Here is a 23,094-nt window from a genome sequence, read left to right on the forward strand (position 1 = left end):
TCCCGTCCCCGGTCCCCGTCAGTGCCCTCTGAGGTAGATCGCCGTGCATACGGACGGCGATCTACCTCAGAGGGCCGGTCCGGCGGGGGACGACCCACCCGGGAGAGAGCGATGGGAGACTTGCGACCCGTGAGCGACACCGACCCCCGCCCCGTCGTGGGCATCTCCGCGTACAGCACGCAGGCAGCCTGGGGCGTCTGGGACGTCGAGGCGGTCCTCGTGCCGCGCGCGTACGTCGACGCCGTCGCGCGCGCCGGCGGGCTGCCCGTCGTCCTGCCGCCGCTGCCGGGCGTCGTCGAGGGCATGCTGCCCCGGCTCGACGCGCTCGTCGTCGCGGGCGGCCCGGACGTCGAGCCGCGGCTCTACGGCGCCGAGCCCGGCCCGGACACCCAGCCGCCCAAGCCCGAGCGGGACGCCGCCGAGACCGGGCTCATCCTCGGCGCCGTCGACGCGGGGCTCCCGGTGCTCGGGATCTGCCGCGGCATGCAGCTGCTCAACGTCGCCCGAGGCGGCACCCTGCACCAGCACCTGCCCGACGTCCTGCACCACGACGAGCACGCACCGGCCCCGGGCGTCTACGGCGACCACCCGGTGCGGGTCGAGCCCGGCACCCGGCTCGCCGCCGCCCTCGGCGGCCGCACGCAGACGCCGGTCCCGGCCTACCACCACCAGGGCGTCGACCGGGTGGGGGAGCGGCTCGTGCCGACGGCCTGGACCGCCGACGGCCTCGTCGAGGCGCTCGAGGACCCGGCGCTCCCGTTCTGCGTGGGCGTCCAGTGGCACCCCGAGGTCGGCACCGACCCGGCGCTCTTCGACGCGCTCGTCGCCGCGGCCCGGGCCCGGCGCGACGCCCCGGTGCCGGCATGAGCACCGACCGGCTCGAGCGGGACGCCGAGCGCGCCGCCGACCGGCTGCGGGTCGTCGGCCCGCGGATGGCGGCCCGCACCGGCCCGGAGGCGCAGGCCCTGCTCGACGACGTCCGCGCCGACCTGCAGCGGCTCGCCGACCTCGCGGCGGACGCGCAGGAGCGGCCGCGCCGCGCCGTCCCGGTGCTCGCCGCGCACGCCCTCGCCGACCAGGTGCTCGTGCTCGCGCACGACGTGGCGGTGGCCGCCCCGGGCACCCCGGCGGGGGATGCCGCGACCGAGGCCGCGGTCGCCGTCGTCGCGGCCCTGAAGGCCCGGATCTGAGTCGTCGGGAGCGCGCGAAGAGCGCACTGTGATTCATCTGTCTCTCTGCGTGCTCATGATCTAGGCTCGCCGACGCGCCGTCTCGGGACGGCATGGCCCGCACCGTCCGACGTCCGAGCTCTCGACACGTCAGGGGAACCCATGTCCGTCCGATCCCTGCTCCGCCATGCCCGAAACCAGCACGCGCTCCGGTCGACCGTCGCGACTGCGGCCGTCGCCGTCGTCGTCGTGGCGACCGCCGGCGCCGCGCAGGCCGCCGTCGTGCCCATCAGCGTCGACACCTTCACCGACACCGTCGGGCAGCACGCCAGCCAGGTCGAACCCGACTCGTTCGCCTTCGGCTCGACCATCGTCACCGCCGTCCAGACCGGCCGCTGGTTCAACGGCGGCTCGTCCGGGATCGCCGTCTCCCGGTCCGGCGACGGTGGTGCCACCTGGACGACGAAGAACCTGCCGAACCTCACGAACAACCCCAGCCCGGACAACCCGACGCCGGGGATCTGGGACCGGGTCAGCGACCCCGTCGTCGCCTACGACGCGCGGCACAACGTCTGGATGGTGTCGACCCTGCCGCTCGTCGGCCGGTCGACGACCGTCGGCCCGACGGCCGCGGGCGTCTACACCAGCCGCAGCACGGACGGCGGGATCACCTGGGGCGCACCGGTCTTCGTCACCGGCTCGAACCTGCAGAGCCCGGACAAGAACTGGATCGTCTGCGACAACACGGCGACGAGCCCCTTCTACGGCAACTGCTACACCGAGTGGGACGCCAACGGTGACGGCAACCGGATCTACATGAGCACGTCGACCGACGGCGGTCTCACCTGGGGGCCGCGCCGTCGCCCGTCGAACAACGCGACCGGGATCGGTGGGCAGCCCGTCGTCCAGCCGAACGGCACGGTGATCGTGCCGATCGACAACGCGAACGAGACGACGCTGCGCTCGTTCCGGTCGACGAACGGCGGGACGTCCTGGTCGAACGCGACGACGATCACGACGATCTCGCACCACACGGTGGCAGGCGGGCTGCGCACCGGGCCGCTGCCGTCCGCCGAGATCGACGCGACCGGGCGGGTGTTCGTCGCCTGGCAGGACTGCCGCTTCCGGACCGGCTGCACGGCGAACGACATCGTCTTCGTCACCTCGACGAACGGCACCACGTGGAGCACGGTGCAGCGGGTCCCGATCGACGCGGTGACGAGCGGGCGGGACCACTTCATCCCGGGCCTCGCCGTGGACCGGACGACGTCCGGCGCCACGACGCGGCTGGCGCTCGCCTACTACTTCTACCCGGCGGCGAGCTGCACGGTGGCCACCTGCCAGCTCAGCGTGGGCTACGTGTCCTCGACGAACGCCGGGGCGACGTGGTCGGCGCCCAGCACGCTGGCCGGGCCGATGTCCCTGTCGTGGCTGCCCGCCACGACGCAGGGCCCGATGGTCGGTGACTACATCTCGACGTCCTTCGTCGGCGCCAAGCCCGTGCCGGTGTTCGTCCGGGCGCAGGCGCCGGCCGGGTCGGTGCTCGACCAGTCGATGGTGGCGGAGACCGGGCTGTCGACGGCCCGGGCCGGGGCCGTCCGGTCGCAGTCCACGCCGCGGTCGGTCGTCCCGGGCACCGGCAGCGCGCGGGGAGCCTTCGTCCGACGCTGAGGCACCGGACGACGGCCGGGGCGGCTCACGCCGTCCCGGCCGTCGTCCGTCCGGCGGGTGCCGCACGGCCGGGCGTGCGACGATCACGCCATGTCCAAGCAGCTGCTCGTCGGGATCGGTCTCCTGCTCGTGCTCATGGGCGCGATCTGGACCGGTCAGGGCCTGGGGTTCATCGGCGGCAGCTTCATGACGGGCGAGGTGCTCTGGGCCGTCATCGGCCCGCTCACCGCCCTCGCGGGGGCGGCGCTCGCCTACCGCGGCTCGAAGAAGAAGGCCTGACGGCGGGGGCTCGGCCCCGACCGGATCAGCCCCCGACCGGCAGCGGCACGGACGACCAGGTGAAGGCGGCCGCCCAGTCCGGGTCGGCGTGCGCCCATCGGCCCAGCGCCGCACTGACCTTGTCCCGGGAGACGGTCAGCGCGGAGCGCAGCGCCGCGTGCCGGACGCCGCCCGGCTCGGGCAGGGCACCGAAACCGTGCTCGACCTGGTAGACGCCGTCCGGGCGCAGCCAGACCTGGGCGAAGGCGTCGCTGTCGCACTCGAGGACGAGCCAGCCGTCCCGCGGCAGGTACTCCACCTCGGCGCGCACCTGGTCCGCCGTCGGCCCGGCGGTCATCCGGTCCCGCGACGTCCGCAGCACCAGCCCGCCGCGCGGCCTGCCGTCCGTCATCCCGCTGCCCCGGCCGGTCGCGGCGTTCAGCTGAGCCGCTCGTAGATGATCGCCATGCCCTGGCCGCCACCCACGCACATCGTCTCGAGGCCGAACTGGCCGTCGCGGGTCTGCAGACCGTTGAGCAGCGTCGTCGTGATCCGGGCGCCGGTCATCCCGAACGGGTGCCCGAGGGCGATCGCCCCGCCGTGCACGTTGAGCCTGTCGTAGCCGATCCCCAGCTCGTCGGCGCTGGGCAGCACCTGGGCGGCGAACGCCTCGTTGATCTCGACGAGGTCGATGTCGTCGATCGTCATGCCGGCCAGCGCCAGCGCGCGGCGGGACGCCTCGACGGGCCCCAGGCCCATGACCTCCGGCGACAGCGCCGACACCCCCGTCGACACGACGCGGGCGAGCGGGGTCAGCCCCAGCTCCTGGGCCTTGGTGTCGCTCATGACGACGACGGCCGCGGCGCCGTCGTTGAGCGGGCAGCAGTTGCCCGCGGTCACGGTGCCGCCCGGCCGGAAGACCGGCTGCAGGGACTGCACCGCCTCCAGCGTCACGCCGGCCCGCGGGGAGTCGTCCTTCGTCATGACCGAGCCGTCGGGCAGCGTGATCGGGGTGATCTCCCGCTCGAAGAAGCCGTCCGCCGCGGCCTTCTCGGCCCGGTTCTGGCTCTCGACGCCCCACTCGTCCTGCGCCTGCCGGCTCACGCCGCGCGACGTCGCGACGTTCTCGGCGGTCTGCCCCATCGCCATGTAGACGTCGGGGAGCAGGCCGTCCCCGCGCGGGTCCGTCCACGTCGCGTTGCTCTGCGCGGTCGCGGTCGTGCGCTCCTTGGCGTCGGCGAACCTCGGGTTGTCCCAGTCCGCGGCCTGCTGGCCGGCCCCGGCGAAGCTCTTGTAGCGCGAGACGCACTCCACGCCGGCGCTGACGAATGCGTGGCCCTCGCCGGCCTTGATCGCGTGGAACGCCATCCGGGTGGTCTGCACGGACGACGCGCAGAACCGGTTGACCGTCGAGCCCGGGAGGCCGTCGAGGCCGAGGAGCACCGACACGACGCGCGCCATGTTCGAGCCGTGCTCGCCCCACGGCTCGGCGCAGCCGAGGTAGAGGTCGTCGAGGATCTCCGGGGTCAGCGCGGGCACCTTGTCGAGCGCCGCGCGGACGACGGTGGCGGCGAGGTCGTCGGGGCGCACGTCCTTGAGGGAGCCCTTGAAGGCGCGGCCGATGGGCGAGCGGGCGGTGGAGACGATCACGGCCTCGGGCACGGGTGGACCTCCTCTGGACGCGCGGCACCGGTGCCGCAGGCGGTGGACCCAACATACCTGCGGCTAAGCGACCGCTTAGGTGGGTCGGGTCACACCGACGCGTCGTCGGTGAGCCCGCCGTCCGACGCCTCCGCGTCCGAGGACCGCGCCTCGGCGTCCGGGGTCCGGGCGTCCGTGGTGCGTGCGCCGTCCGCCGGCACCGTCGCCCACGGCCGGCGCAGGAGCACCGCCCAGCGTCCGCGCGGGCCGCGGGCCGCGCCGCCGACCTCGGTGCCGGTGACCTCGGTGCCGGCGACCGCGGCGGCCCGGGCCGCCGCGTGCGCGACGTCGTCGACGCCCTCGCCGCGGCGGACGTCGGGGCGCTGCTCGGGCAGCCAGGGCAGCACGTCGAGCGCGTCGCACACGCTGGGCAGCAGGGCCGCGGCGCACCGGGCGTAGCCCGCCGCCGACGGGTGGAACCGGTCGGCGGAGAACAGCTCGTGCGGCCGCGACGCGAACTCCCCGCCGATGAGGTCGCGCAGCGAGACCGTCCGGCCGCCGGCCTCGACGACCGCGATCGTCTGGGCCGCGGCGAGCTCGCGGCTCCAGCGCCGGGCGAGGTACTTCAGCGGCTGCGCGAGCGGCTCGATCGTGCCGAGGTCGGGGCAGGTACCGACGACGACCTGCGCCCCGGCGGCGCGCAGCCGGCGCACCGCCTCGGCGAGCGCCCGGACGGCGACCGCGGGCTTGGTCCGGTTCGTCACGTCGTTCGCGCCGACCATGACGACGGCCACGTCGAGCGAGGGGCCGGCCTCGAGGAGCCGGTCGACCTGGGCCTCGAGGTGCTCGGAGCGGGCGCCGACGACGGCGACGACCCGCAGGTCGACCGGCCGCCCGGAGAGCGCCGCGAGCCCGGTCGCGATGACGGCGCCGGGGGTCTGCGCCGGGTCCTCGACGCCGAGGCCGACGGCGGAGGAGTCCCCGAGCATCGCCATGACGACCGGGTCGCCCGGGCCGGCGCCGTACCGGCCGCTCGCGTCCGGGCCCTGCTTGCCGAACGGGGTGCCGATCCACCGCCGCGCGAGCTTGGCCTCGGTGAAGAGGATCCCGTAGCCCGCGGCGCCGAGGCCGGCGAGCCCGCCGCCGCCGTAGGCGGCCGCGGCCGCGATACGGCGTGCCCTGCGCGCGCGGCTCATCGACTGCTGACCTCCCCTCGTGGCCCGAGCCCCGTGCCGGGCGTGCCGGACCGCTTCACCGTAACGCCGCCGCCGGTCAGCGTCGTGCCGCGGCGGTGAGGAAGGCGCGGACCTTCTCCCGTGCGTTGTCGCTCACGTGCGGCCCGTGGGTGAAGGCCGCGACCCGGTACTCGAACTGGCCGAGCACGTGCGCCGTCCGCCGGGTGAGCGCGACGTCCGTGCAGAACGCCTTGGCCGGCCAGCGCAGCCCGAGCACGTTGAAGATCGAGTCGCCGGTGATGAGGACGCCGGTCGGCTGGTGGAGCAGCGAGACGTGGCCGGGGGTGTGGCCCGGGGTGTGGACGACGCGCAGCCCGCCGAGCACCGGCAGCACCTCGCCGTCGTGCAGCACGTGCCCGACGTCGACCGGGTCGAAGGCCTTGGCGCTGCCGCGGGAGAGCATCCGGCCCAGGCCCGTCGACGGGTCGAGCGGGGGCCGCTCGCCGCGCCGGACGTAGCCGGCGTCCGCCTCGTGCGCCGCGACCGTCGCGCCGGTCTCGCGGGAGAGCCGGGCCAGGCCGCCGCCGTGGTCGCTGTGCGAGTGGGTCAGCACGATCCGGGTCACGTCGCGCGGTGACCTGCCGATCGCCGCCAGCCCGGCGGCGATCCGGGCCGGCGCCCCGCGCAGCCCGGTGTCGACGAGCGTCACCGCCCCGTCGGGCTCGGCGAACGCGAACGTGTTCACGAGGTCGAACGGGGCCGTCGGGATCCGCCACACCCCGGGTGCGAGCGCGATGGCTGCCTCTGCCATGTGGTCCTCCCCTCCGCGGTCGTCACCCTAGGGCCCGCGGATGTCGGCGGCGTGTCACCGCACCGGTCACCGCGCGCCGGGGGCCGCGTGCGCGTCGAGGGCGGGCAGCAGGGTGAGCGCGAGGTGCAGCCGGAGCCGGTCCGCGCCGTCCGCGAGGTCGAGACCGGTGATCCCGGCGAGCCGGGCCAGCCGCTGGTAGAGCGTCTGCCGGTGGATGCCGAGGTCGGCCGCGGCCCGCTGCGGCGAGCAGGCGGCGTCGAGCCAGACCCGCGCCGTCCGGACGAGGTCGTCGTCCCCGGTCGCGAGGAGCCGGGCGACGGGCGGCTCGAGGACGGCGTCCGCGAGCGCCCGCGCCCCGCACGCGAGCAGCCGGTGGACGCCGAGCGCGGACCAGCGGGCGACCGGCCCCAGGGCGGGGACGGCGGTCGCGGCCCGGACGGCGACGAGCGCCTCGTGCCGGGAGGCGCGCGCGTCGACGAGGTCGGGGCGCGGGTCCCCGACCCCGGCGACGATCCCGCTGCCGTCGGGCGCGCTGCGGCGCACGAGGTCGACGGCCTGCCGGGCGACCGCGACGGCAGCGTCCTCGCCCCGGGCGCCGACCGGGACGAGCAGGTCGATGAGGCCGTCGCCGGGCCGGGCGAGGACGCCGCGCGGCAGCTCCCAGAGGTTCGCGGGCGTCCGGCCGCCGTCGACCGTCGGCGGCACCGTGACGGCGACTGCGACGACCCGCACCGAGCGCTGCACGAGGCCCCGGCCGGTGAGCGTCTCGGCGGCCCGCTCGGCCGCGTCGCCGTCCGCGGCGAGGACGTCGTCGAGCAGCCAGGCGACGTCGTCCCGGGCCCGGGCCTGCTGCGCGAGGACGGCGCCCGCGCGGCCCGCGAGCCGCATCGCGGCCTCCGCCGCGCCGCCGTCGACGGAGCCGTCGACCGGGCCGGCCGCCGGGTCCTCGACGACCCAGAGGTAGCCGTAGGTGACGTCGCGCCAGCGGGCCGGCAGGCAGAGCCGGGCCGCGACGCCGCGCGGGCCGTCCGCGGGCACGTGCACCGGCCCGGTCGCGGTGGCGATCCCGAAGCCCTCGAACCACGCCCGCACGTCCGGCGTCGAGCGGCGCTGGAGGATCGAGGCCTGCCGGACGCCGTCGACGGGCGCGTCGTGCGCGGCGAACGCGACGAGGTGGAAGTCCCGGTCCTCGAGCGTGACCGGGGCGTCGAGGAGCGCGGCCGCCTCGTCGACGACGGCCTGGAGGTCGGGACGCACGCGGCTCCTCTGGGCGTATGGACATCTGTCTGCTCAAGACTCCCGCAGCTGGTGACGATCGTCCATTCGCGGATCCACAGGTTCTGCCTACCGTGGTCGTGACGCCCCGATCGACCGCTGTCTCACCGGCCCCCGGAGGTCACCGTGCTCGGATCCGTGCTACTGTCCGCCTCCCGCAGCCCCCGGCTCCGGCAGGCCGTCACGTCGGTCCCCGCGACCCGGACGCTCGTCGAGCGGTTCGTCGCCGGCGAGCAGCGCGCCGACGCCGTCCGGACGGCGTCCGCGCTCGTGGCGCGCGGCCTGCGGGTCACCGTCGACCACCTCGGCGAGGACACCACCGACCTCGCGACCGCGGCCGCCGTCCGCACCGCCTACCTCGACGCGCTCGCGTCGTTCGCGGACGCGGGCATCGCGAAGGACGTCGAGGTGTCGGTCAAGCTCTCCGCCGTCGGCCAGGCCCTCGCGCAGGACGGCGAGGCCGTGAGCCTGGAGAACGCGCGGGCGATCTGCGAGGCGGCCGCCACCGTCGGCACCACGGTCACCTTCGACATGGAGGACCACACGACGGTCGACCGGACGCTCGCCGTCGTCCACGCCCTGCGCCCCGACTTCCCGTGGGTCGGCTGCGTGCTCCAGACGATGCTGCGCCGCACCGAGGCGGACTGCCGCGACCTGTCCGGCGTCGGCTCCCGGGTGCGCCTCGTCAAGGGCGCCTACAAGGAGCCGGAGTCGGTGGCCTTCCAGGCGAAGGCGGACGTCGACCGCTCGTACGTGCGCTGCCTGGAGACGCTCATGGCCGGCCAGGGCTACCCGATGGTCGCCTCGCACGACCCGCGGCTCGTCGCGATCGCCGCGACGCTCGCCGAGCGGCACGGCCGCGGCCGGGACGACTACGAGTTCCAGATGCTCTACGGCGTGCGTCCCGACGAGCAGCGCCGCCTCGCGGACGACGGTTACCGGGTCCGCGTCTACCTGCCGTACGGCACCGACTGGTACGGGTACTTCATGCGCCGCCTCGCCGAGCGCCCCGCCAACGTCGCGTTCCTGCTCCGGGCGCTCGCCAGTCGCGGCTGACCGGCATCCGGCCGGGTCCCCCGACAGGCCCGGCGTCGGCGATGATGTGATCGTGAGCGACGACCTGCCGCCCCTGTGGTTCCTCGACGTGGACGGCGTCGTCAACGCGATCTCCGCGCAGCCGGATCCCGCCGTCTGGAGCGACTGGAGCACCGGCCGGGCGACCGTCGACGGCCGTCCGTGGACGATCCGGTTCTCCCCGACGGTGACCTCGACCGTGGCCCGGCTGCACACCGAGGGGCTCGCCGAGGTCTGCTGGCTCACGACGTGGGGGCACGCCGTCAACGACGACCTGCGCGTCGTCCTCGGGCTCCCCGAGCTGCCGGTGGCCGGCACCTTCGAGGACGAGTCCGGCGACGGGCCGGTCCCGGAGGAAGACCCGGCGGACGGGTCGGTGGATCAGCCGGTGGACCAGGCGACGGAGCAGCCGGAGAGCCACGCCCGGCTCGGCGGCCGCGCGACCGCGGTCGACCCGCTGACCGGCGTCTGGTGGAAGCTCGACGTCGTCCGGCTCATCCACGCCGTCGACCCGGCCCGGCGCATCGTCTGGACCGACGACGACCTCCGGCTGTACCCGGAGGCCCTCGAGTGGTTCCGCGCGAACGCCCGGGGGCTCTGCCTGGCTCCCGACGAGAAGGTCGGCCTGACCCGGGAGCACCTCGCCGCCGTCCGCGACTACCTCGACGACCCGACACTCTGACCCGGGCCCGGGACGGAAAGCCGTTCTGCCCGCCGGGGTGCGCCCACTAGCCTGCCCCACATCATGACCATGGACCCCGGCGCCGCCGCAGAGCCCGGCGACGACCGCCCGCTCGTCGTCCTCGGGGACGGCGCGCTGGCGCGGTCGGTCTGCGCGGCGCTCGTCGAGCGCGGCCGGGTCGTGCGGCACCTGCCCGCACCGGACGACGGCCGGCTGGCCGAGGCGCTCGGCGTCCGGGACGGCGCGCAGCCCGGTGAGCCGGCGGACGACGGCACCGGCCGCGCCGCCGGGCTCGCGGTGCTCTTCCACGACGACCACGTCGCGCTGCGCTACACGCTCGCGGCGGCGCACCTGGCCCCCGACGTCCCGGTCGTCTCGAGCGTCTTCGACCGCACCGTGGCGACCCAGCTGACCCGGCTCGTGCCCTGGCTGGCGCTGTCGACGCCGGGCAACCTCGTCGCGCCGTCGCTCGCCGGTCCGTGCCTGGGCGCGGGGATCGTGTCGGCGAGCGCGCCGGGCACCGTCGTCGTCCGCGACGGCGACGGTCTCGTGACCCGGCCCTGGCGCCCGGACGCCGCGGACCGGCGGCGCACCCTGGTCGGGCGGCTGTCCGGCCAGCTGCGCCCGCACGACCCGGGCAGCCGGATCCTCCTCGCGGGCCTCGCCGGTCTCGTCGCGGTGCTCGTCGGGGACTTCGCCGCGCTCGTCCTGGGCTTCCACCGGCACGCGTCCGAGGCCTTCTTCGACGCCGCCCGCGTCGTCGCGACGGTCGGGCCGGCGGCGGCGCCGGAGGAGAGCGCCACCTACCTCGTCCTGTCCGCGCTCGCGATCCTCGTGACCGTCGTCCTCACGGCCTCGTTCACGGCCGGTCTCGTCGAGCGGCTGCTCGGCGACCGGCTCGTCGGTCTCGTCGGCCGCCGGGCGCTGCCGCGGCGCGGGCACGTCGTCGTCGTCGGGCTCGGCCAGGTCGGCCTGCGGCTGTGCCAGGAGCTGCGCGGGCTGGGCCTGCCCGTCGTCGCCGTCGAGAAGTACGCCTCCGCGCCGTCGGTGCGCCGGGCCCGTGCGCTGCACATCCCCGTCGTCATCGGCGACGGCGAGGACCGCGAGGTCCTCGAGCGCGTCTGCCTGGGCCGGGCCCGGGCGCTCGCGGCGGTCGCCTCGGACGACATCGACAACATCGCGGTCGCGGTCGCCGCGCACGCCGTCGCCCCGGGCGTGCGCGTCGTCCTGCGGGCCGGTCAGCACGAGGCGATCCAGGAGACCCGCAGCCTGCTCCCGCTCGGCACGACCCGGGACGTCACCGGCGCCGCGGCCGGCTGGGTCGTCGCCCGGCTCCTCGGCGAGCAGCCGACCCGCATCGTCGCCGGGATGCACGACCTGTGGCTCGACATGCCCGGCCGCGGCCTCGTCCGCTGGCCGACGACGTCCCGGGACCGCTGCTCGCACATCGGCGGCTGACCCGCCGCCCCGCCGCGACGCTGCCGTGACGGGACGACGTCACCGACGGGTGCGAGGATGCTCCGGTGGGACGAGAGCAGATGCAGCACACAGGCCCCTTCGAGGGCATGACCTACGCGGACACCGTCGTCGACCTCATGGGCGACACGCCGCTCGTCCGGCTCGGCCGGGTCACCGAGGGGCTCGCGCCGCTCGTGCTCGCCAAGGTCGAGTACCTCAACCCGGGCGGCTCGGTGAAGGACCGGATCGCCGTGCGGATGATCGAGGCCGCCGAGGCCGACGGCCGGCTCAAGCCGGGCGGCACGATCGTCGAGCCGACGTCCGGCAACACCGGCGTCGGGCTCGCACTCGTCGCCCAGCAGCGCGGCTACAAGTGCGTCTTCGTCTGCCCCGACAAGGTCAGCGAGGACAAGCGCAACGTGCTCAAGGCGTACGGCGCCGAGGTCGTCGTGTGCCCGACCGCGGTCTCGCCCGAGCATCCGGACTCGTACTACTCGGTGAGCGACCGGCTCGTCCGCGAGATCGAGGGCGCCTGGAAGCCCGACCAGTACTCCAACCCCGAGGGGCCCGCGAGCCACTACGCGACGACCGGGCCCGAGATCTGGCGCGACACCGCCGGCCGGGTCACGCACTTCGTCGCGGGCGTCGGCACCGGCGGCACGATCTCCGGCACGGGGCGCTACCTCAAGGAGGCGTCCGCGGGCCGGCCCGGCGGCCCGGTGCGCGTCGTCGGCGCCGATCCGGAGGGGTCGGTCTACTCCGGCGGCACCGGCCGGCCGTACCTCGTCGAGGGCGTCGGCGAGGACTTCTGGCCGACCGCGTACGACCCGGCGGTCCCGGACGAGATCATTGCGGTCTCCGACGCGGCCTCGTTCGAGATGACCCGCCGCCTCGCCCGCGAGGAGGGCCTGCTCGTCGGCGGCTCGTGCGGCATGGCCGTCGTCGCGGCCCTCGAGGTCGCCCGCCGGCTCGGCCCGGACGACGTCGTCGTCGTCCTGCTGCCGGACGGCGGCCGGGGCTACCTCTCGAAGATCTTCAACGACCGCTGGATGGCGTCCTACGGGTTCGTCGAGGCGGACGGCGCGACGAGCGTCGGGCAGGTCCTGCGCGGCAAGTCGGGCCGGCTGCCGGACCTCGTGCACACGCACCCGACCGAGACGGTCCGCGACGCCATCGAGATCCTGCGCGAGTACAACGTCTCGCAGATGCCGGTCGTCAAGGCCGAGCCGCCGGTCATGACGGGCGAGGTCGCGGGCTCGGTGAGCGAGCGCGAGCTGCTCGACGCCGTCTTCTCCGGGCGGGCCGCGCTCGCCGACCCGGTCGAGAAGCACATGGCCGCCGCGCTGCCGCTCGTCGGCGCCGGCGAGTCGGTCGACGTCGCCCGGCACGCGCTCGAGGACGTCGACGCGGTCATGGTCGTCGAGGACGGCAAGCCGGTCGGCGTGCTGACCCGGCACGACCTGCTCGGCTTCTTCGCGAGCTGATCGGCACCGCCCGCACACTGGCCCTCAGAGGTAGATCGCCGTGCCTATGGAGGGCGAACTACCTCTGAGGGGCTGTTGCCGGCAGGGCGTCAGTTGACCTTCTGGCCGAGCACCCGCGGCTTGTAGGTCGCGATGTACTCGTCGACCTTGTCCTTGCGGACGGCCTCCCAGAGGACCCTGCCCTGCGCGTCGTCGAGGTACACGACGGACTGGGAGCCCTCCTTGCCGGTCGACGGGCTCGCGAGCGGCGCCGTGAAGAACGCGACGTCGGAGACGTCCGCGCCCTGGTAGTCCAGCGCGATCTCGCTCATCTCGTCGATCGTGAAGGCGTTGTCGGACGCCGTCGCGGAGGTCAGCGCGTCGAGCGCGCTGTTGAGCTTCAGCGGGTTCGCGAGCGTGCCGCGGGCCGAGAGCTTCTTGAGGACGGCGCGGATCCAGTTCTGCTGGCGGCGCACCCGGTCGAAGTCGCCGCCGGCGAGGGTCTTGCGCTGCCGCACGTACTGCAGGGCCTCCTCGCCGCCCATCGTCTGGCAGCCGGACTTCACGGTGCCGATCTTGTCGCTGACGGTCTTCGGCACGCAGATCCGGACGCCGCCGAGCGCGTCGGTGATCTGCTTGAAGCCGGTGAAGTCGATGACGACGACGTGGTCGATCCGGACCCCGGTGAGGGACTCGATGGTCCGGACCATGAGCGTGGGGCCGCCGAAGCTGAAGGCGGCGTTGATCTTGTTCTTGCCGTGGCCGGGGATCTCGACCCAGCTGTCGCGCGGGATCGACGTCACCGACGCCGTCTTCCGGTCCGCGGTGAGGTGCAGGATCATGATCGCGTCCGTGCGCTGGGCACCGGCCTTCCAGTCCTCGGGGTTGCCCGCCGAGACCCGGCTGTCCGAGCCGAGGAGCAGGATGTTCGACGCGTCGCCCGCGACCGGGTCGACGGTCGCGCGGTCCGTCTTCGGGATCGCCTGGAACGGGTCGCCGAAGCGCTCGATGTTCTTGTCGAGGGACTGCTGCCACTCCCGCACGGCGATCTTGAAGCCCACCCCGACGACGAGCGCCGCGGTGCCGAGGATCGCGACGACCTTGACCCACCGGGGGTAGCGGCTCGTGCGCCCGCGCTTGCCGCGGCGGCCCCGCGGCGGCTGCCCGCCGGCCGCGACCTCGTGGGAGGTAGCCCCATCGAACCCGTCGAAGACGTCGTCGAACGGGCGCTCCCGGATGTCGCTCACCAGATCTCCGATCTCGTCGCCCCGACTCGAAAATCAGGATAGGTGGACGTCAGTCGCGCTTTTCACGCATTGCTGCAAACGTCACCCGTCCGGTAGAGCCGGTCACGCCAAGTGAGTGAATCCAGGATTCGGTGTCAGCCTCGACGGCCTTTGCGTGTTTTGAGGTAGTCACTGACGACGTACTGCCCGAGCCTGTCGAGCCCGGGCGTGAACACCCGGCCGCCGTTGCGCCGGGCGACCGCGTCGACGAAGCGGCGCAGCCCCGGGTCCTCCCCGAGCATGAAGAGGTTGATCGCCGCGCCGTACCGGGTCAGCGCGTCGACCTCGGCGACCGTCGCCCGGATCGTCTCGGGCAGCGGCGGCCACATGAACACGGCGTCGCCGTCCGGGGCCAGGTGCGCGGTCGGCTCGCCGTCGGTGACGACGAGGACGACGGGCTCGCCGTCCGGGTGCCGGCGCAGGTGCCGGCCGGCGATCTTCAGGGCGTGCTGGAGGTTCGTGCCCTGCACGTAGTCCGGCTCGACGCCCGCGAGCTGCTCGACCGACAGCGCCGAGGCGTGCCGGCCGAAGCCGATGATCTGGAGGGCGTCCTGCGGGAAGCGGGTCGCGACGAGGTGCGCGAGCGCGAGCGCCGTCTGCTTCATCGGGCCCCAGCGGCCCTCGGAGATCATCGAGTACGACAGGTCGACGCACAGCGCCACGGCGGCCCCGGCCCGGCGCTCGGTCTCCACGACCTCGAAGTCGTCGACCTCGAGCCGGACGCCGCGCGGCGTCCTGGCCCCGGGGACACGCGGCCCGGTCGTCGCGACCGACCGCCGGACGGCGTTCCCGACGGTGCGGACGACGTCCAGCGGCTGCTCGTCGCCGAACTGCCAGGCGCGGGAGGCGCCCGTCGCCTCGCCGGACGCCCCGGCGTCGCGCAGGTCGTGCTCGCCGCGGCCGCCGTCCTTGAGGTGCTCGAAGACCTGTCGCAGGGCGGTCTGGCCGAGCCGGCGCAGCGCCTTGGGGGACAGGGTCATCCCGCCGGAGTCCCGCACGAGCCAGCCCTGCCGCTCGAGCTCGCGCTCGAGCTGCTGGAGCCGGCGCACGTCCTGCGCGGCGCCGGCGCCCAGCGCCCGCTCGACCTGCTCCACGTCGACGTCGTCGAGCGTCGCGCCCGGGTGCTGCTGGCCGAGGGAGTCGAGCAGGTCGTCGAGGTCGGCGAGCTCGGCGAGGGCGTCGGCGGCCTCGCCGTAGCCGAGCGGGTTCTCGCCGCGCATCCGCTCGCCGCGTTCCCACGACAGGTCCGGGCGCAGCGCCCGGAGGTTGTCGCTCAGCGCGGCCATCTGCGCCGCGAGGTCGGGGTCGCCGAGTGCCGCGGCCATGAGGCCCTGGAGCTCCTCGCGCTGCTGCGGCGTGAGCGAGGCCATGAGCCGCTGCGCCGCGGCGGCCTGGCGCGCGAGCGCGTCGATGAGCTCGTCGACGTTCTTCGGGTCCTCGGGGAACAGGTCGCCGTGCTTGTCCATGAACTCGGCGAAGGCCTGCGTCGTGTCCTCGCCGCGGGCGTGCTTCGCGAGCAGCCCGTTGAGGTCGGAGAGCATGTCCTTGACGGCCTGGTTCGCGGCCTGCCGCTGCGCGTCGTCCGCGCCGGGCTGCATGCCCCGCAGGGCGTCGCGCATCCCGCGGAACTGCTGGTCGAGGACGTCGCCCCGCAGGTCGTCGAGGATCTCCCGGTAGATCCGCTCGGCGTCCTGCGAGGCCCACGCGTAGTCGGACAGGTCGCTCACGGCGCGTGCCGCGGACCGGGGCAGGTTGTCGAGCCGGGCCTCGGCGAACCGGGCCTCGTCGCCGTCGCGACCGGCCAGCTCCTCGCGCTCGGCGGCCAGCGCCTGGTCGAGCTTGGCCTGCGCGGAGGTGACCGCGCCGTCGAGCCGGCCGCGCCGGGACGCGTCGCGGCGCATCCGGGCGGCCCGGGCGCGCAGCTCGTCGAGCCCGGGCAGGTCCGGGCGGCCGGTCTCGCCGGGCAGCCCGCGGCGCAGCAGGTCGCGCAGGGCGTCCCGGATGCTGCCGCCGGCGAGGACGTCCTCGCCGAGGGCGTCGAGCGCCTCCCGGACGTCGAACGGCGGCGCGAGCGGGTCCGGCCCGCCGCGCCACGGCCCGTACCGGTGCCGGTTCGAGCGGTGCCTGTTCGGGCCGCGGCCCGACGCGGCGGCGTCGCTCATCGTCGGCGGCCCTCGGTGGGCTCGCCGTCGTCGCGCCCGCCGTAGACGACGCGACCGTCGTCGTCGACCTCCTTGGCGACCCGCCGGGTCAGGTGCAGGCCCTCGAGCACGAACTCGACGGCGCTCGCGGCCTCGGCGGCCGTGGGCACCTCGTCGTGCCCGAGCCGGGCGAGCACCGCGGCGAGGCCCGGCACCGTGCCGACCTGCGCGAGGAGGTCCTTGGACGACACCGCCTCGCCCGCGGCCACCCCGGCGCCCTCGGCGGCGGCCGCGACGAAGCCGGTGAGGTCGAGGCCACCGAGCCGGGCGCGCCAGGTCTCGGCGGTCGCGCGGCGCAGCAGGTGGTCGAGCACCTCGACCTCGCGGCCCTCGCCGTCCGCCTCGAACTCGACCTTGCCGCGCAGGGTGCCGGTGACGAACTCGGTGTCGCCGATCCGGGCGACCGGCCCGTCCGGGCCCGACGTCGGCTCGCCGAGCAGCGCGGCCCGGCGCAGCGCCGCGGCGGCGACGGTCTCCGCGGCGGCGATGGAGAACCGGGCGGAGATGCCGGACCGCTGGTCGACCGCCGGGGACTCCCGGACCGCGCGGGTGAACCGGGCGAGCACCTCGAGCAGGTGCTCGGGGAGCCTCGCCGCGAGCGCGGCCTCCTGCTTGACGAGCTCGACCTCGAGGTCGAGGTCGAGCGGGTAGTGGGTGCGGATCTCGGCGCCGAATCGGTCCTTGAGCGGGGTGATGATCCGGCCCCGGTTCGTGTAGTCCTCGGGGTTGGCCGACGCGACGAGGAGCAGGTCGAGCGGCAGCCGCAGCACGTACCCGCGCACCTGGACGTCGCGCTCCTCGAGCACGTTGAGCAGCGAGACCTGGATCCGCTCGGCGAGGTCGGGCAGCTCGTTGACGGCGAAGATCCCGCGGTGGGTGCGGGGGACGAGCCCGAAGTGGATCGTCTCCGGGTCGCCGAGCGTGCGGCCCTCGGCGACCTTGATCGGGTCCACGTCGCCGATGAGGTCGCCGACGGAGGTGTCCGGGGTGGCGAGCTTCTCGGCGTACCGCTCGCTGCGGTGCAGCCAGGCCACCGGCAGGTCGTCGCCCAGCTCGGCGACCCGGGCCCGGGAGGCCGGCGTGATCGGGTCGAACGGGTGCTCGTGGAGCTCGGCGCCGGAGATCACCGGCGTCCACTCGTCGAGCAGCCCGACGAGGCTGCGGATGAGCCGGGTCTTGCCCTGGCCGCGCTCGCCGAGGAGCACGAGGTCGTGACCGGCGAGCAGCGCGCGCTCGAGGTCGGGGAGCACGGTCTCGTCGAAGCCGACGACGCCCGGGAAGCGGTCGCCGCCCGCCGCGATCCGCTGCAGGAGGTTCTCGCGCAGCTCGGCCTTGACCGTGCGGAGCACGTGCCCGGAGGCGCGCAGCTCACCGGCCGTCGCGGGCAGCCCGGCGGGCGGCACGGGGGCGACGTGCGGGAGGTGACCGACGGCCGGGCCGGCGGCCGTCGGGGCGGGGGAGTCGGGGGATGGCGTCGTCACGTCCTGACCGTACGTCGCGCCACCGCGTCACCGCACGCCGTAACCCGGGCCGGCCCGGCCGGGAGCGCCGCCGGTCAGGTGCGGCAGAACTTCGCGAAGCCGCCGAGCCACGCGTTGGACGCCGTCTTGACGATGTCCCCGCCCGCCCAGAGGCAGCCGGCGGAGTCGACGAAGAGCTGCCACACGCCGTCCCCGTACTGCCCGTAGACCGCGGGGCTGAAGGCGTCGAGCTTGGCGAACGTCGTCGCGTCGTAGGCGCCGATGCCGTTGATGCGGCTGTACCGGGACCAGGACGTCGGCGCGAGGCCCGGCGTCGTCGTCCGGTAGGCGCCGCTGTAGTCCTGCCGGAAGCAGTGGCAGGCGGCGTAGACGACGCCGTTCGCCTCGGCGATCGCCTGGTAGTCGCCGCCGGCCTTGACGGTCGAGCCGGGGTCGCCGCCGGTGTAGTGCCCGTACCTGCGGGCCAGCGTCGAGCGGGTCAGCTGGTGCAGGCCGTGCTCGGTCGGCGTCGCGATGACGTACGCGCCGTTCTTCGTCTCGTAGACCGCCTCGGAGTACGGTGCCTTCGTGCACGCCGGCCGGCAGTCGAACGTCGGCGTGACCTTCGCGACGCCGCTCACGAGCGCGCCGGTCGTCGGGGAGAGGACGGCCAGCACCTCCTTGGCCGTGCCGTTCACCGTGCCGAACCGGCCCGCGGCGTAGACCCGGTCGCCCTTCGGCGAGGCGAACACCTGCCACGGCGCCGTCGACATGCTCGGGTGGAACCCCGCGCTCGGCCGCCCGTTCGACACCTTGACCCTGAACAGGTTCTTGCCCCGGACGGTGCCGGTGTCGGTCCCGGTGCCGCCGGACACCGTGTTGACGTTGCCGCCGAGGTAGACCCAGCTGCCCTGCAGGTGCATGGTGCGGACGCCGACCCGGCCCGTCGTCCGGGTGAGCGTCGCCTTCCAGGTGCTGTCGACGGCGCCGGTCGAGGGGTTCAGTGCGACGAGGGCGCGATGCGTCGTCCCGTTGACGACGCCGAAGTAGCCGGCGACGAGGAGCTGCCCCTTGGGGGTCACGGCGAGGTCCCAGACGCCGCCGTCGAGCCGCGGTCGGAACGTCGTGACCCAGGCACCCGTCGCGCGGTCGAACGCCGCGAGGTACGGCTGGGCGGCCTGCGTCGTCCCGTTCCGCGCGACGGCCGTGAACATGCCGCCGACGTAGATCCGGCCGTTCCACTCCGCGAGCGCGGTGACGTTGCTCTTGAAGTCGGCGAGCGGGGACGTCGTGACGTCCAGACCGGTGACGCCCCAGCCGCCGAGGCTCTTCGGGGTGCTCAGCATGACCGAGGGGGCGGCGCTCGCCGGGGCGGCGGCCCCGGTGGCGGTGCCCGCGGCCACGACCGCAGCGACGAGCAGGCCGGCCGCGGCGCGCAGCCCCCGGCGGCGCGAGCCCCACCTGTGCAGCCGACCACGCATCGTGCACCCTCCCCCGGCGGCGCACGGTCGTCGTCGACCGGCGGCACGGCAGATCGTGACATTCGGTGCGGGTCGGGGGGAACCCCCTGAATCGTGGTCGGCCGGTCGCGGTCAGTGGTGCGGCCGGCCGCCCGTCGTCACGTCGTGCAGAACTTCGCGAAGCCGCCGAGCCACGCGCCGCCGCCGGTGTGCGTGATGTCGCCACCGGCCCACAGGCACCCGGCAGAGTCGACGAACAGCTGCCACGTGCCGTCGCCGTACTGGCCGAACAGGCTCGGGGTGAAGGTGTCGAGCTTGGCGAACGTGACGGCGTCGTAGGCACCGATGCCCTGGATCCGGCTGTACCGCGACCAGCTCGTCGGGGCGAGCCCGGGCACCCACGTCGTCCATGCGTTCGTGAAGTCCTGCTTCCAGCAGTGGCACGCCGCGTAGACGACGCCGTTCTTCTCCGCGATCGCCTGGAAGTCCCCGCCGCCGGCGATCCAGTCGCCGGGCGGCGCCCCGGTGTAGTGCGCCGCCCGCCGGTCGAGGGTGGCCCGGCCGAGCTGCTGGAGGCTGTGCTCGGTCGGCGTGGCGATGACGAACTGCCGGTCCGCGGTCTCCAGGACCGCCTCGGAGTAGGCGCCGCCGCTCGTCTCGTAGCTGGGCCGGACGTCGGCCACGCCGCTGACGAGGCTGCCGTCGGTGGCGGACAGCACCGCGAGGATCCGCTTCGGGACGCCGTTCACCGTGCCGAACTTGCCGGCGGCGTAGACCCGGTCGCCGGCGGGGGAGGCGTCGACCTGCCAGGGGCTCGTCGACAGGGCCGGCCGGAAGGCGGCGCTCGGCCGGCCGTTCGACACCTTGAGCCGGAACAGGTTCTTGCCCTTCACGGTGGCGACGTCGGTGCCCGTGCCGCCCGTGACCGCGGTGATGTTGCCGCCGACGTAGACCCAGCTGCCCTGCAGGTCCATCGTGCGGACGCCGACCCGGCCCGTCGTCCGGCTGAGCGTCGCCTTCCACGTGCCGTCGACGGCGCCGGTCGAGGGGTTCAGCGCGACGAGCGCGGGATGGGCGGCGCCGTTGACGCGGCCGAAGTAGCCGGCGACGAGGAGCTGGCCCTCGGGGGTGACGGCGAGGTCCCAGACGCCGCCGTCGAGCGTCGGGCGGAAGCCGGGAACCCAGGCGCCGGTCGCCCGGTCGAAGGCCGCGAGGAACGGCTGGGACGCCTTGGCGACGCCCTTGTTCGCGACGGTCGTGAACATGCCGCCGACGTAGATCCGGCCGTTCCACTCCGCGAGCGCGGTGACGTTGCTCTTGAAGTCGGCGAGCGGGGACGTCGTGAGGTCCAGGCCCGTGACGCCCCAGCCGCCGAGGCTCTTCGGGGTGCTCAGCACGACCGCTCCCGCGGCCCGCGCCGGGGCTGCGAGCCCGGCGCCCGTGCCGGTCGCGGCGAGCGCGGTGACGAGAGCGGCGACCGCCCCGACGGCGAGACGGGAGAGCGGGCGTCGACGGTGGCGCTGCGTCATGAACTGGTCCCTTGGCATGCGGCCGCTCGGGGCGGGTCGCACGCATTGTGCCATTCGGTGTTGGCGTCCACGGCTGAACCGCGTGAATGCCTCAGCCGCCGAGCACGTCCTCGATCCGGGCGCCGGGCCGCGGCGCCCCGATCGGCCGCGGGTCGCGGCAGCGGGCGAGGAGGCGCTCGACCAGTGCGGCAGCAGCCACCACCTCCTCGGTGCCGAGCATCCCCGGCAGGCAGCGGATCTCGACGGTGTCCTTGTCCGCACGCGGCGTCACGAGGCTGGTGAGGTTGACGTCCGCGTACTTCTTCAGCCCCATCGGTGCGACGGCCGCGCGCAGGGTCTCCCAGTCGGGCGCGAGCGGGCCGGCGGCGTAGGCGACGACGGCGTCCGGCAGCGGGGCGAGCCGGGTGCAGGCGGGGTTGGTGCGCAGCGCCGTCCGCAGCGGCTCCCGCCACGCCGAGAACAGGCGCACGAGGTTGGCGAACGTCGCCGGGTCCCGCAGCGGTGCGGCGTCGACGTGCAGGTGGACGGCGGCCTCGACGGGGACGGTGAAGCCGAGGTCGCGGGCGGGTGCCAGGAGCGCGTCGAGGTGGGCGGCGTGGTCGGCCGTGAGGGGTGGCGTGACCACCTCGCAGGCCCGCTCCCGCTCGCCGGGCATCGGCGCCGCCATGGCGACCGTCGCGCCCGCCGGGTCGTCCACGACGACGACGTCCCCGGCGAGCCGCGGCGCGACCCCGAAGACCGCCGCGAGCGGGTCGAGCACCGACTCCCGCGACGCCTGCGGGTCCGCGAGCCGGTGGACGAGCCGCATGAGCCGCGGCTCGTCGCCGAGCACCCGGTACCACCCGGCCCGGGCCGGGGCCCGGCGGTCGAGGTCGGCCCGCAGCGTGATGTCGTCGACGAGCCGGCAGCGCGGTGCGCCGTCCGGCCCGAGCACCTCGAACCCTGGTGTGAGGTGGATGAACCACCCCATGCCCGGGACGAGCGAGGGCTCGGAGTCGGTGTGGAAGAAGCGCCGGACGGTGCCGCCGCAGCGGGCGGCGACCTCGGCCGCGAGGTCGGCCCGGCTCGCCCCGCGGGGGGCGAGGAGCTCGAGCTCGAACCCGGTGCGCAGCGCGAGCCGGGCGGGGGCGCCCCCCGCGGTCCGGTGGCCCGCGCCACCGGACCGCGGGGAGGCCGGGTCGACGTCGCCGCCCGTGCGGACCGTCGTCACGATCGTCACGCCGACCCTCGCGCTCAGGCCGCGACGGGCAGGTCGATGCCGGCGATGAGCTTGTCGCCGGCCATGACCTTCGCGTCGAACGGGTCGATCCCGCCCCAGATCCGCGCCAGCGCGACCGCGTCGTCGTAGTCGTAACCGGCCGCGAAGAACGCGTCGAGCGCCGCCTGCTGACCGGCGTCTGCCTGGTCGCCGTCGAAGGGCAGGACGCCGCCGGGCAGCGGCAGCCGGTCGAGGATCTTGTGACCGGCGTTCGCCTTGACGTCGGCGAGGTCGGCGACGCCGGACCAGACGTCCGCGAGCACGAGGGCGTCGGCGTAGTCGTAGCCGTTGTTGAAGTAGGCGGCGCGGGCGGCGTCGTCGGAGACCGACCAGGCCGTCTGGCCGTGCTCGATCGGCACCTCGCCACCGGCGAGCAGCTTGGAGCCGGCGAGCACCTTGGCCTCGTAGGCGTCGGTCTCCGGACCCCACAGCAGGGCGAGCAGGTCGGCGTCGTCGGAGTCGAAGCCGGCGTCGAGGTAGGCGTCGAGGGCGGCGCGCTCGGCGATCTCCTGCTCCGTCGCGGGGGTGCCGCTCGGGTCGACCGGGAGGTCGCGGCCGGCGAGGAGCTTGCGGCCCGCGCGCACCTTGACGTCGCTCACGTCGGCCTTGCTGTGCCAGGCGCGCTTGAGGGCCACGGCGTCCTCGTAGAGGTAGCCGGCGTCGAAGAACGCCCCCAGCGCCTCCTCGGCCGTGTACTTCTGGTGGTGCCCGTGGTGCCGGTCGTCGTCCTTGTCGCGGCCGTGCCTGCGGTCGTCGCCGGCCTCGTCGTCGGCGTCCTTCTTCGCGGAGCGGCCGTCGTCCGCGCGGCCGGTGGCGGGCTTCTTCGGCGCGGTGCTCGCGGACGCCGGGCCGGACGCCGGCGTGGCCGTGGCGGGCGCCGAGCGCTGCGCCACCTGCTGGGTCCGGGTGTCGTGCGCGTTCGCCGGGAGCACCCCGAAGGTGCCGACGGCGGCGGCCGTCACGGGGACGGCGAGGAGCGCGAACCCGAGGCTGCGCGGCATCGAGCGGAACCGGCAGACGATGCCCCGCTCCGGGCCGGAGGTGTTGTGCGACATGGGATCTCCCCCTGCGTGAGGTCCCCCGAGCGGGACCTGTCGTGTGGTCCGGCCGCTGCTGCGACCGTGATGCACCACTCACGCGGCGGAGGGCCGAAGGGTTGCGGCCGGTGTCGTCCGGGACCGCGTGACCCTTTTCATGGGGCGGCAGGACAACGCAGGGGCCGG

The 23,094-nt window shown here is 75.0% G+C and carries 20 protein-coding genes; 8 read left to right on the top strand and 12 right to left on the bottom strand.

Annotation, left to right across the window (positions count from 1 at the left end; all coding sequences use genetic code 11):
• Positions 1-111: 111 nt before the first annotated feature.
• The 4 genes from EDJALFJO_RS13170 (at position 112) to EDJALFJO_RS13185 (ending at position 3,119) form a co-directional block, all read left to right on the top strand.
• Positions 112-867, top strand: a complete 756-nt coding sequence (locus EDJALFJO_RS13170; protein ID WP_088285914.1) for a gamma-glutamyl-gamma-aminobutyrate hydrolase family protein — start codon at positions 112-114, stop codon at positions 865-867.
• A complete protein-coding gene (locus EDJALFJO_RS13175; RefSeq protein WP_088285916.1) occupies positions 864-1,190 on the top strand; it encodes a hypothetical protein in 327 nt (108 codons plus the stop codon). The genes EDJALFJO_RS13170 and EDJALFJO_RS13175 overlap by 4 nt, the downstream gene beginning before the upstream one ends.
• A gap of 141 nt (positions 1,191-1,331) precedes the next feature.
• Positions 1,332-2,840 (top strand): sialidase family protein, encoded by a 1,509-nt coding sequence (locus EDJALFJO_RS13180; RefSeq protein ID WP_088285918.1) that lies wholly within the window; start codon positions 1,332-1,334, stop codon positions 2,838-2,840.
• Between the two features lie 90 nt (positions 2,841-2,930).
• The gene (locus EDJALFJO_RS13185) at positions 2,931-3,119 is read left to right on the top strand and encodes a hypothetical protein (protein WP_088285920.1); all 189 of its coding nucleotides are present in this window, start codon (positions 2,931-2,933) and stop codon (positions 3,117-3,119) included.
• A gap of 25 nt (positions 3,120-3,144) precedes the next feature.
• Here EDJALFJO_RS13185 and EDJALFJO_RS13190 read toward each other — a convergent pair whose 3' ends face one another.
• From EDJALFJO_RS13190 to EDJALFJO_RS13210, 5 genes are all read right to left on the bottom strand, one after another.
• Entirely contained in the window at positions 3,145-3,510 is a 366-nt protein-coding gene (locus EDJALFJO_RS13190; RefSeq protein WP_143448552.1) for a hypothetical protein, read from the bottom strand.
• 26 nt (positions 3,511-3,536) lie between these two features.
• On the bottom strand, positions 3,537-4,760 hold the full coding sequence (locus EDJALFJO_RS13195) for an acetyl-CoA C-acetyltransferase (RefSeq protein ID WP_088285923.1): 1,224 nt from the start codon (positions 4,758-4,760) through the stop codon (positions 3,537-3,539).
• 89 nt (positions 4,761-4,849) lie between these two features.
• Positions 4,850-5,935, bottom strand: a complete 1,086-nt coding sequence (locus EDJALFJO_RS13200; protein ID WP_088285925.1) for an SGNH/GDSL hydrolase family protein — start codon at positions 5,933-5,935, stop codon at positions 4,850-4,852.
• Between the two features lie 76 nt (positions 5,936-6,011).
• Positions 6,012-6,725 (bottom strand): MBL fold metallo-hydrolase, encoded by a 714-nt coding sequence (locus tag EDJALFJO_RS13205; RefSeq protein ID WP_088285927.1) that lies wholly within the window; start codon positions 6,723-6,725, stop codon positions 6,012-6,014.
• 66 nt (positions 6,726-6,791) lie between these two features.
• Positions 6,792-7,982, bottom strand: coding sequence for a CdaR family transcriptional regulator (locus EDJALFJO_RS13210; RefSeq protein ID WP_088285929.1), 1,191 nt, complete (start codon positions 7,980-7,982; stop codon positions 6,792-6,794).
• 144 nt (positions 7,983-8,126) lie between these two features.
• Here EDJALFJO_RS13210 and EDJALFJO_RS13215 point away from each other — a divergent pair, with 144 nt between their 5' ends.
• From EDJALFJO_RS13215 to EDJALFJO_RS13230, 4 genes are all read left to right on the top strand, one after another.
• Entirely contained in the window at positions 8,127-9,056 is a 930-nt protein-coding gene (locus EDJALFJO_RS13215; RefSeq protein WP_088285930.1) for a proline dehydrogenase family protein, read from the top strand.
• A 52-nt stretch (positions 9,057-9,108) separates the two neighbouring features.
• Positions 9,109-9,756, top strand: coding sequence for an HAD domain-containing protein (locus EDJALFJO_RS13220; protein WP_143448553.1), 648 nt, complete (start codon positions 9,109-9,111; stop codon positions 9,754-9,756).
• A 63-nt stretch (positions 9,757-9,819) separates the two neighbouring features.
• On the top strand, positions 9,820-11,214 hold the full coding sequence (locus EDJALFJO_RS13225; protein WP_198950258.1) for an NAD-binding protein: 1,395 nt from the start codon (positions 9,820-9,822) through the stop codon (positions 11,212-11,214).
• 107 nt (positions 11,215-11,321) lie between these two features.
• Complete coding sequence (locus EDJALFJO_RS13230; RefSeq protein WP_088285954.1) at positions 11,322-12,698, top strand: cystathionine beta-synthase; 1,377 nt, start codon at positions 11,322-11,324, stop codon at positions 12,696-12,698.
• A gap of 89 nt (positions 12,699-12,787) precedes the next feature.
• On the opposite strand, the gene EDJALFJO_RS13235 is transcribed toward EDJALFJO_RS13230, so the two are convergent.
• From EDJALFJO_RS13235 to EDJALFJO_RS13265, 7 genes are all read right to left on the bottom strand, one after another.
• Positions 12,788-13,924: an LCP family protein gene (locus tag EDJALFJO_RS13235; RefSeq protein WP_198950259.1), complete on the bottom strand. Its 1,137-nt coding sequence runs from the start codon at positions 13,922-13,924 to the stop codon at positions 12,788-12,790.
• 134 nt (positions 13,925-14,058) lie between these two features.
• Complete coding sequence (locus tag EDJALFJO_RS13240; protein ID WP_088285936.1) at positions 14,059-16,125, bottom strand: VWA domain-containing protein; 2,067 nt, start codon at positions 16,123-16,125, stop codon at positions 14,059-14,061.
• Positions 16,122-17,567, bottom strand: coding sequence for a magnesium chelatase (locus tag EDJALFJO_RS13245; protein ID WP_088285958.1), 1,446 nt, complete (start codon positions 17,565-17,567; stop codon positions 16,122-16,124). The genes EDJALFJO_RS13240 and EDJALFJO_RS13245 overlap by 4 nt, the downstream gene beginning before the upstream one ends.
• Positions 17,568-17,719: 152 nt before the next feature.
• Entirely contained in the window at positions 17,720-19,105 is a 1,386-nt protein-coding gene (locus EDJALFJO_RS13250) for a hypothetical protein (RefSeq protein ID WP_088285938.1), read from the bottom strand.
• Positions 19,106-19,242: 137 nt separating this feature from the next.
• Positions 19,243-20,613: a hypothetical protein gene (locus EDJALFJO_RS13255; protein WP_088285940.1), complete on the bottom strand. Its 1,371-nt coding sequence runs from the start codon at positions 20,611-20,613 to the stop codon at positions 19,243-19,245.
• A 91-nt stretch (positions 20,614-20,704) separates the two neighbouring features.
• On the bottom strand, positions 20,705-21,832 hold the full coding sequence (locus tag EDJALFJO_RS13260) for an amidoligase family protein (protein WP_198950260.1): 1,128 nt from the start codon (positions 21,830-21,832) through the stop codon (positions 20,705-20,707).
• A 14-nt stretch (positions 21,833-21,846) separates the two neighbouring features.
• Complete coding sequence (locus EDJALFJO_RS13265) at positions 21,847-22,926, bottom strand: hypothetical protein (protein WP_088285942.1); 1,080 nt, start codon at positions 22,924-22,926, stop codon at positions 21,847-21,849.
• Positions 22,927-23,094: the final 168 nt, after the last annotated feature.

This window comes from Kineosporia sp. A_224 (assembly GCF_002198655.1).
Lineage (GTDB): Bacteria > Actinomycetota > Actinomycetes > Actinomycetales > Kineosporiaceae > R-H-3.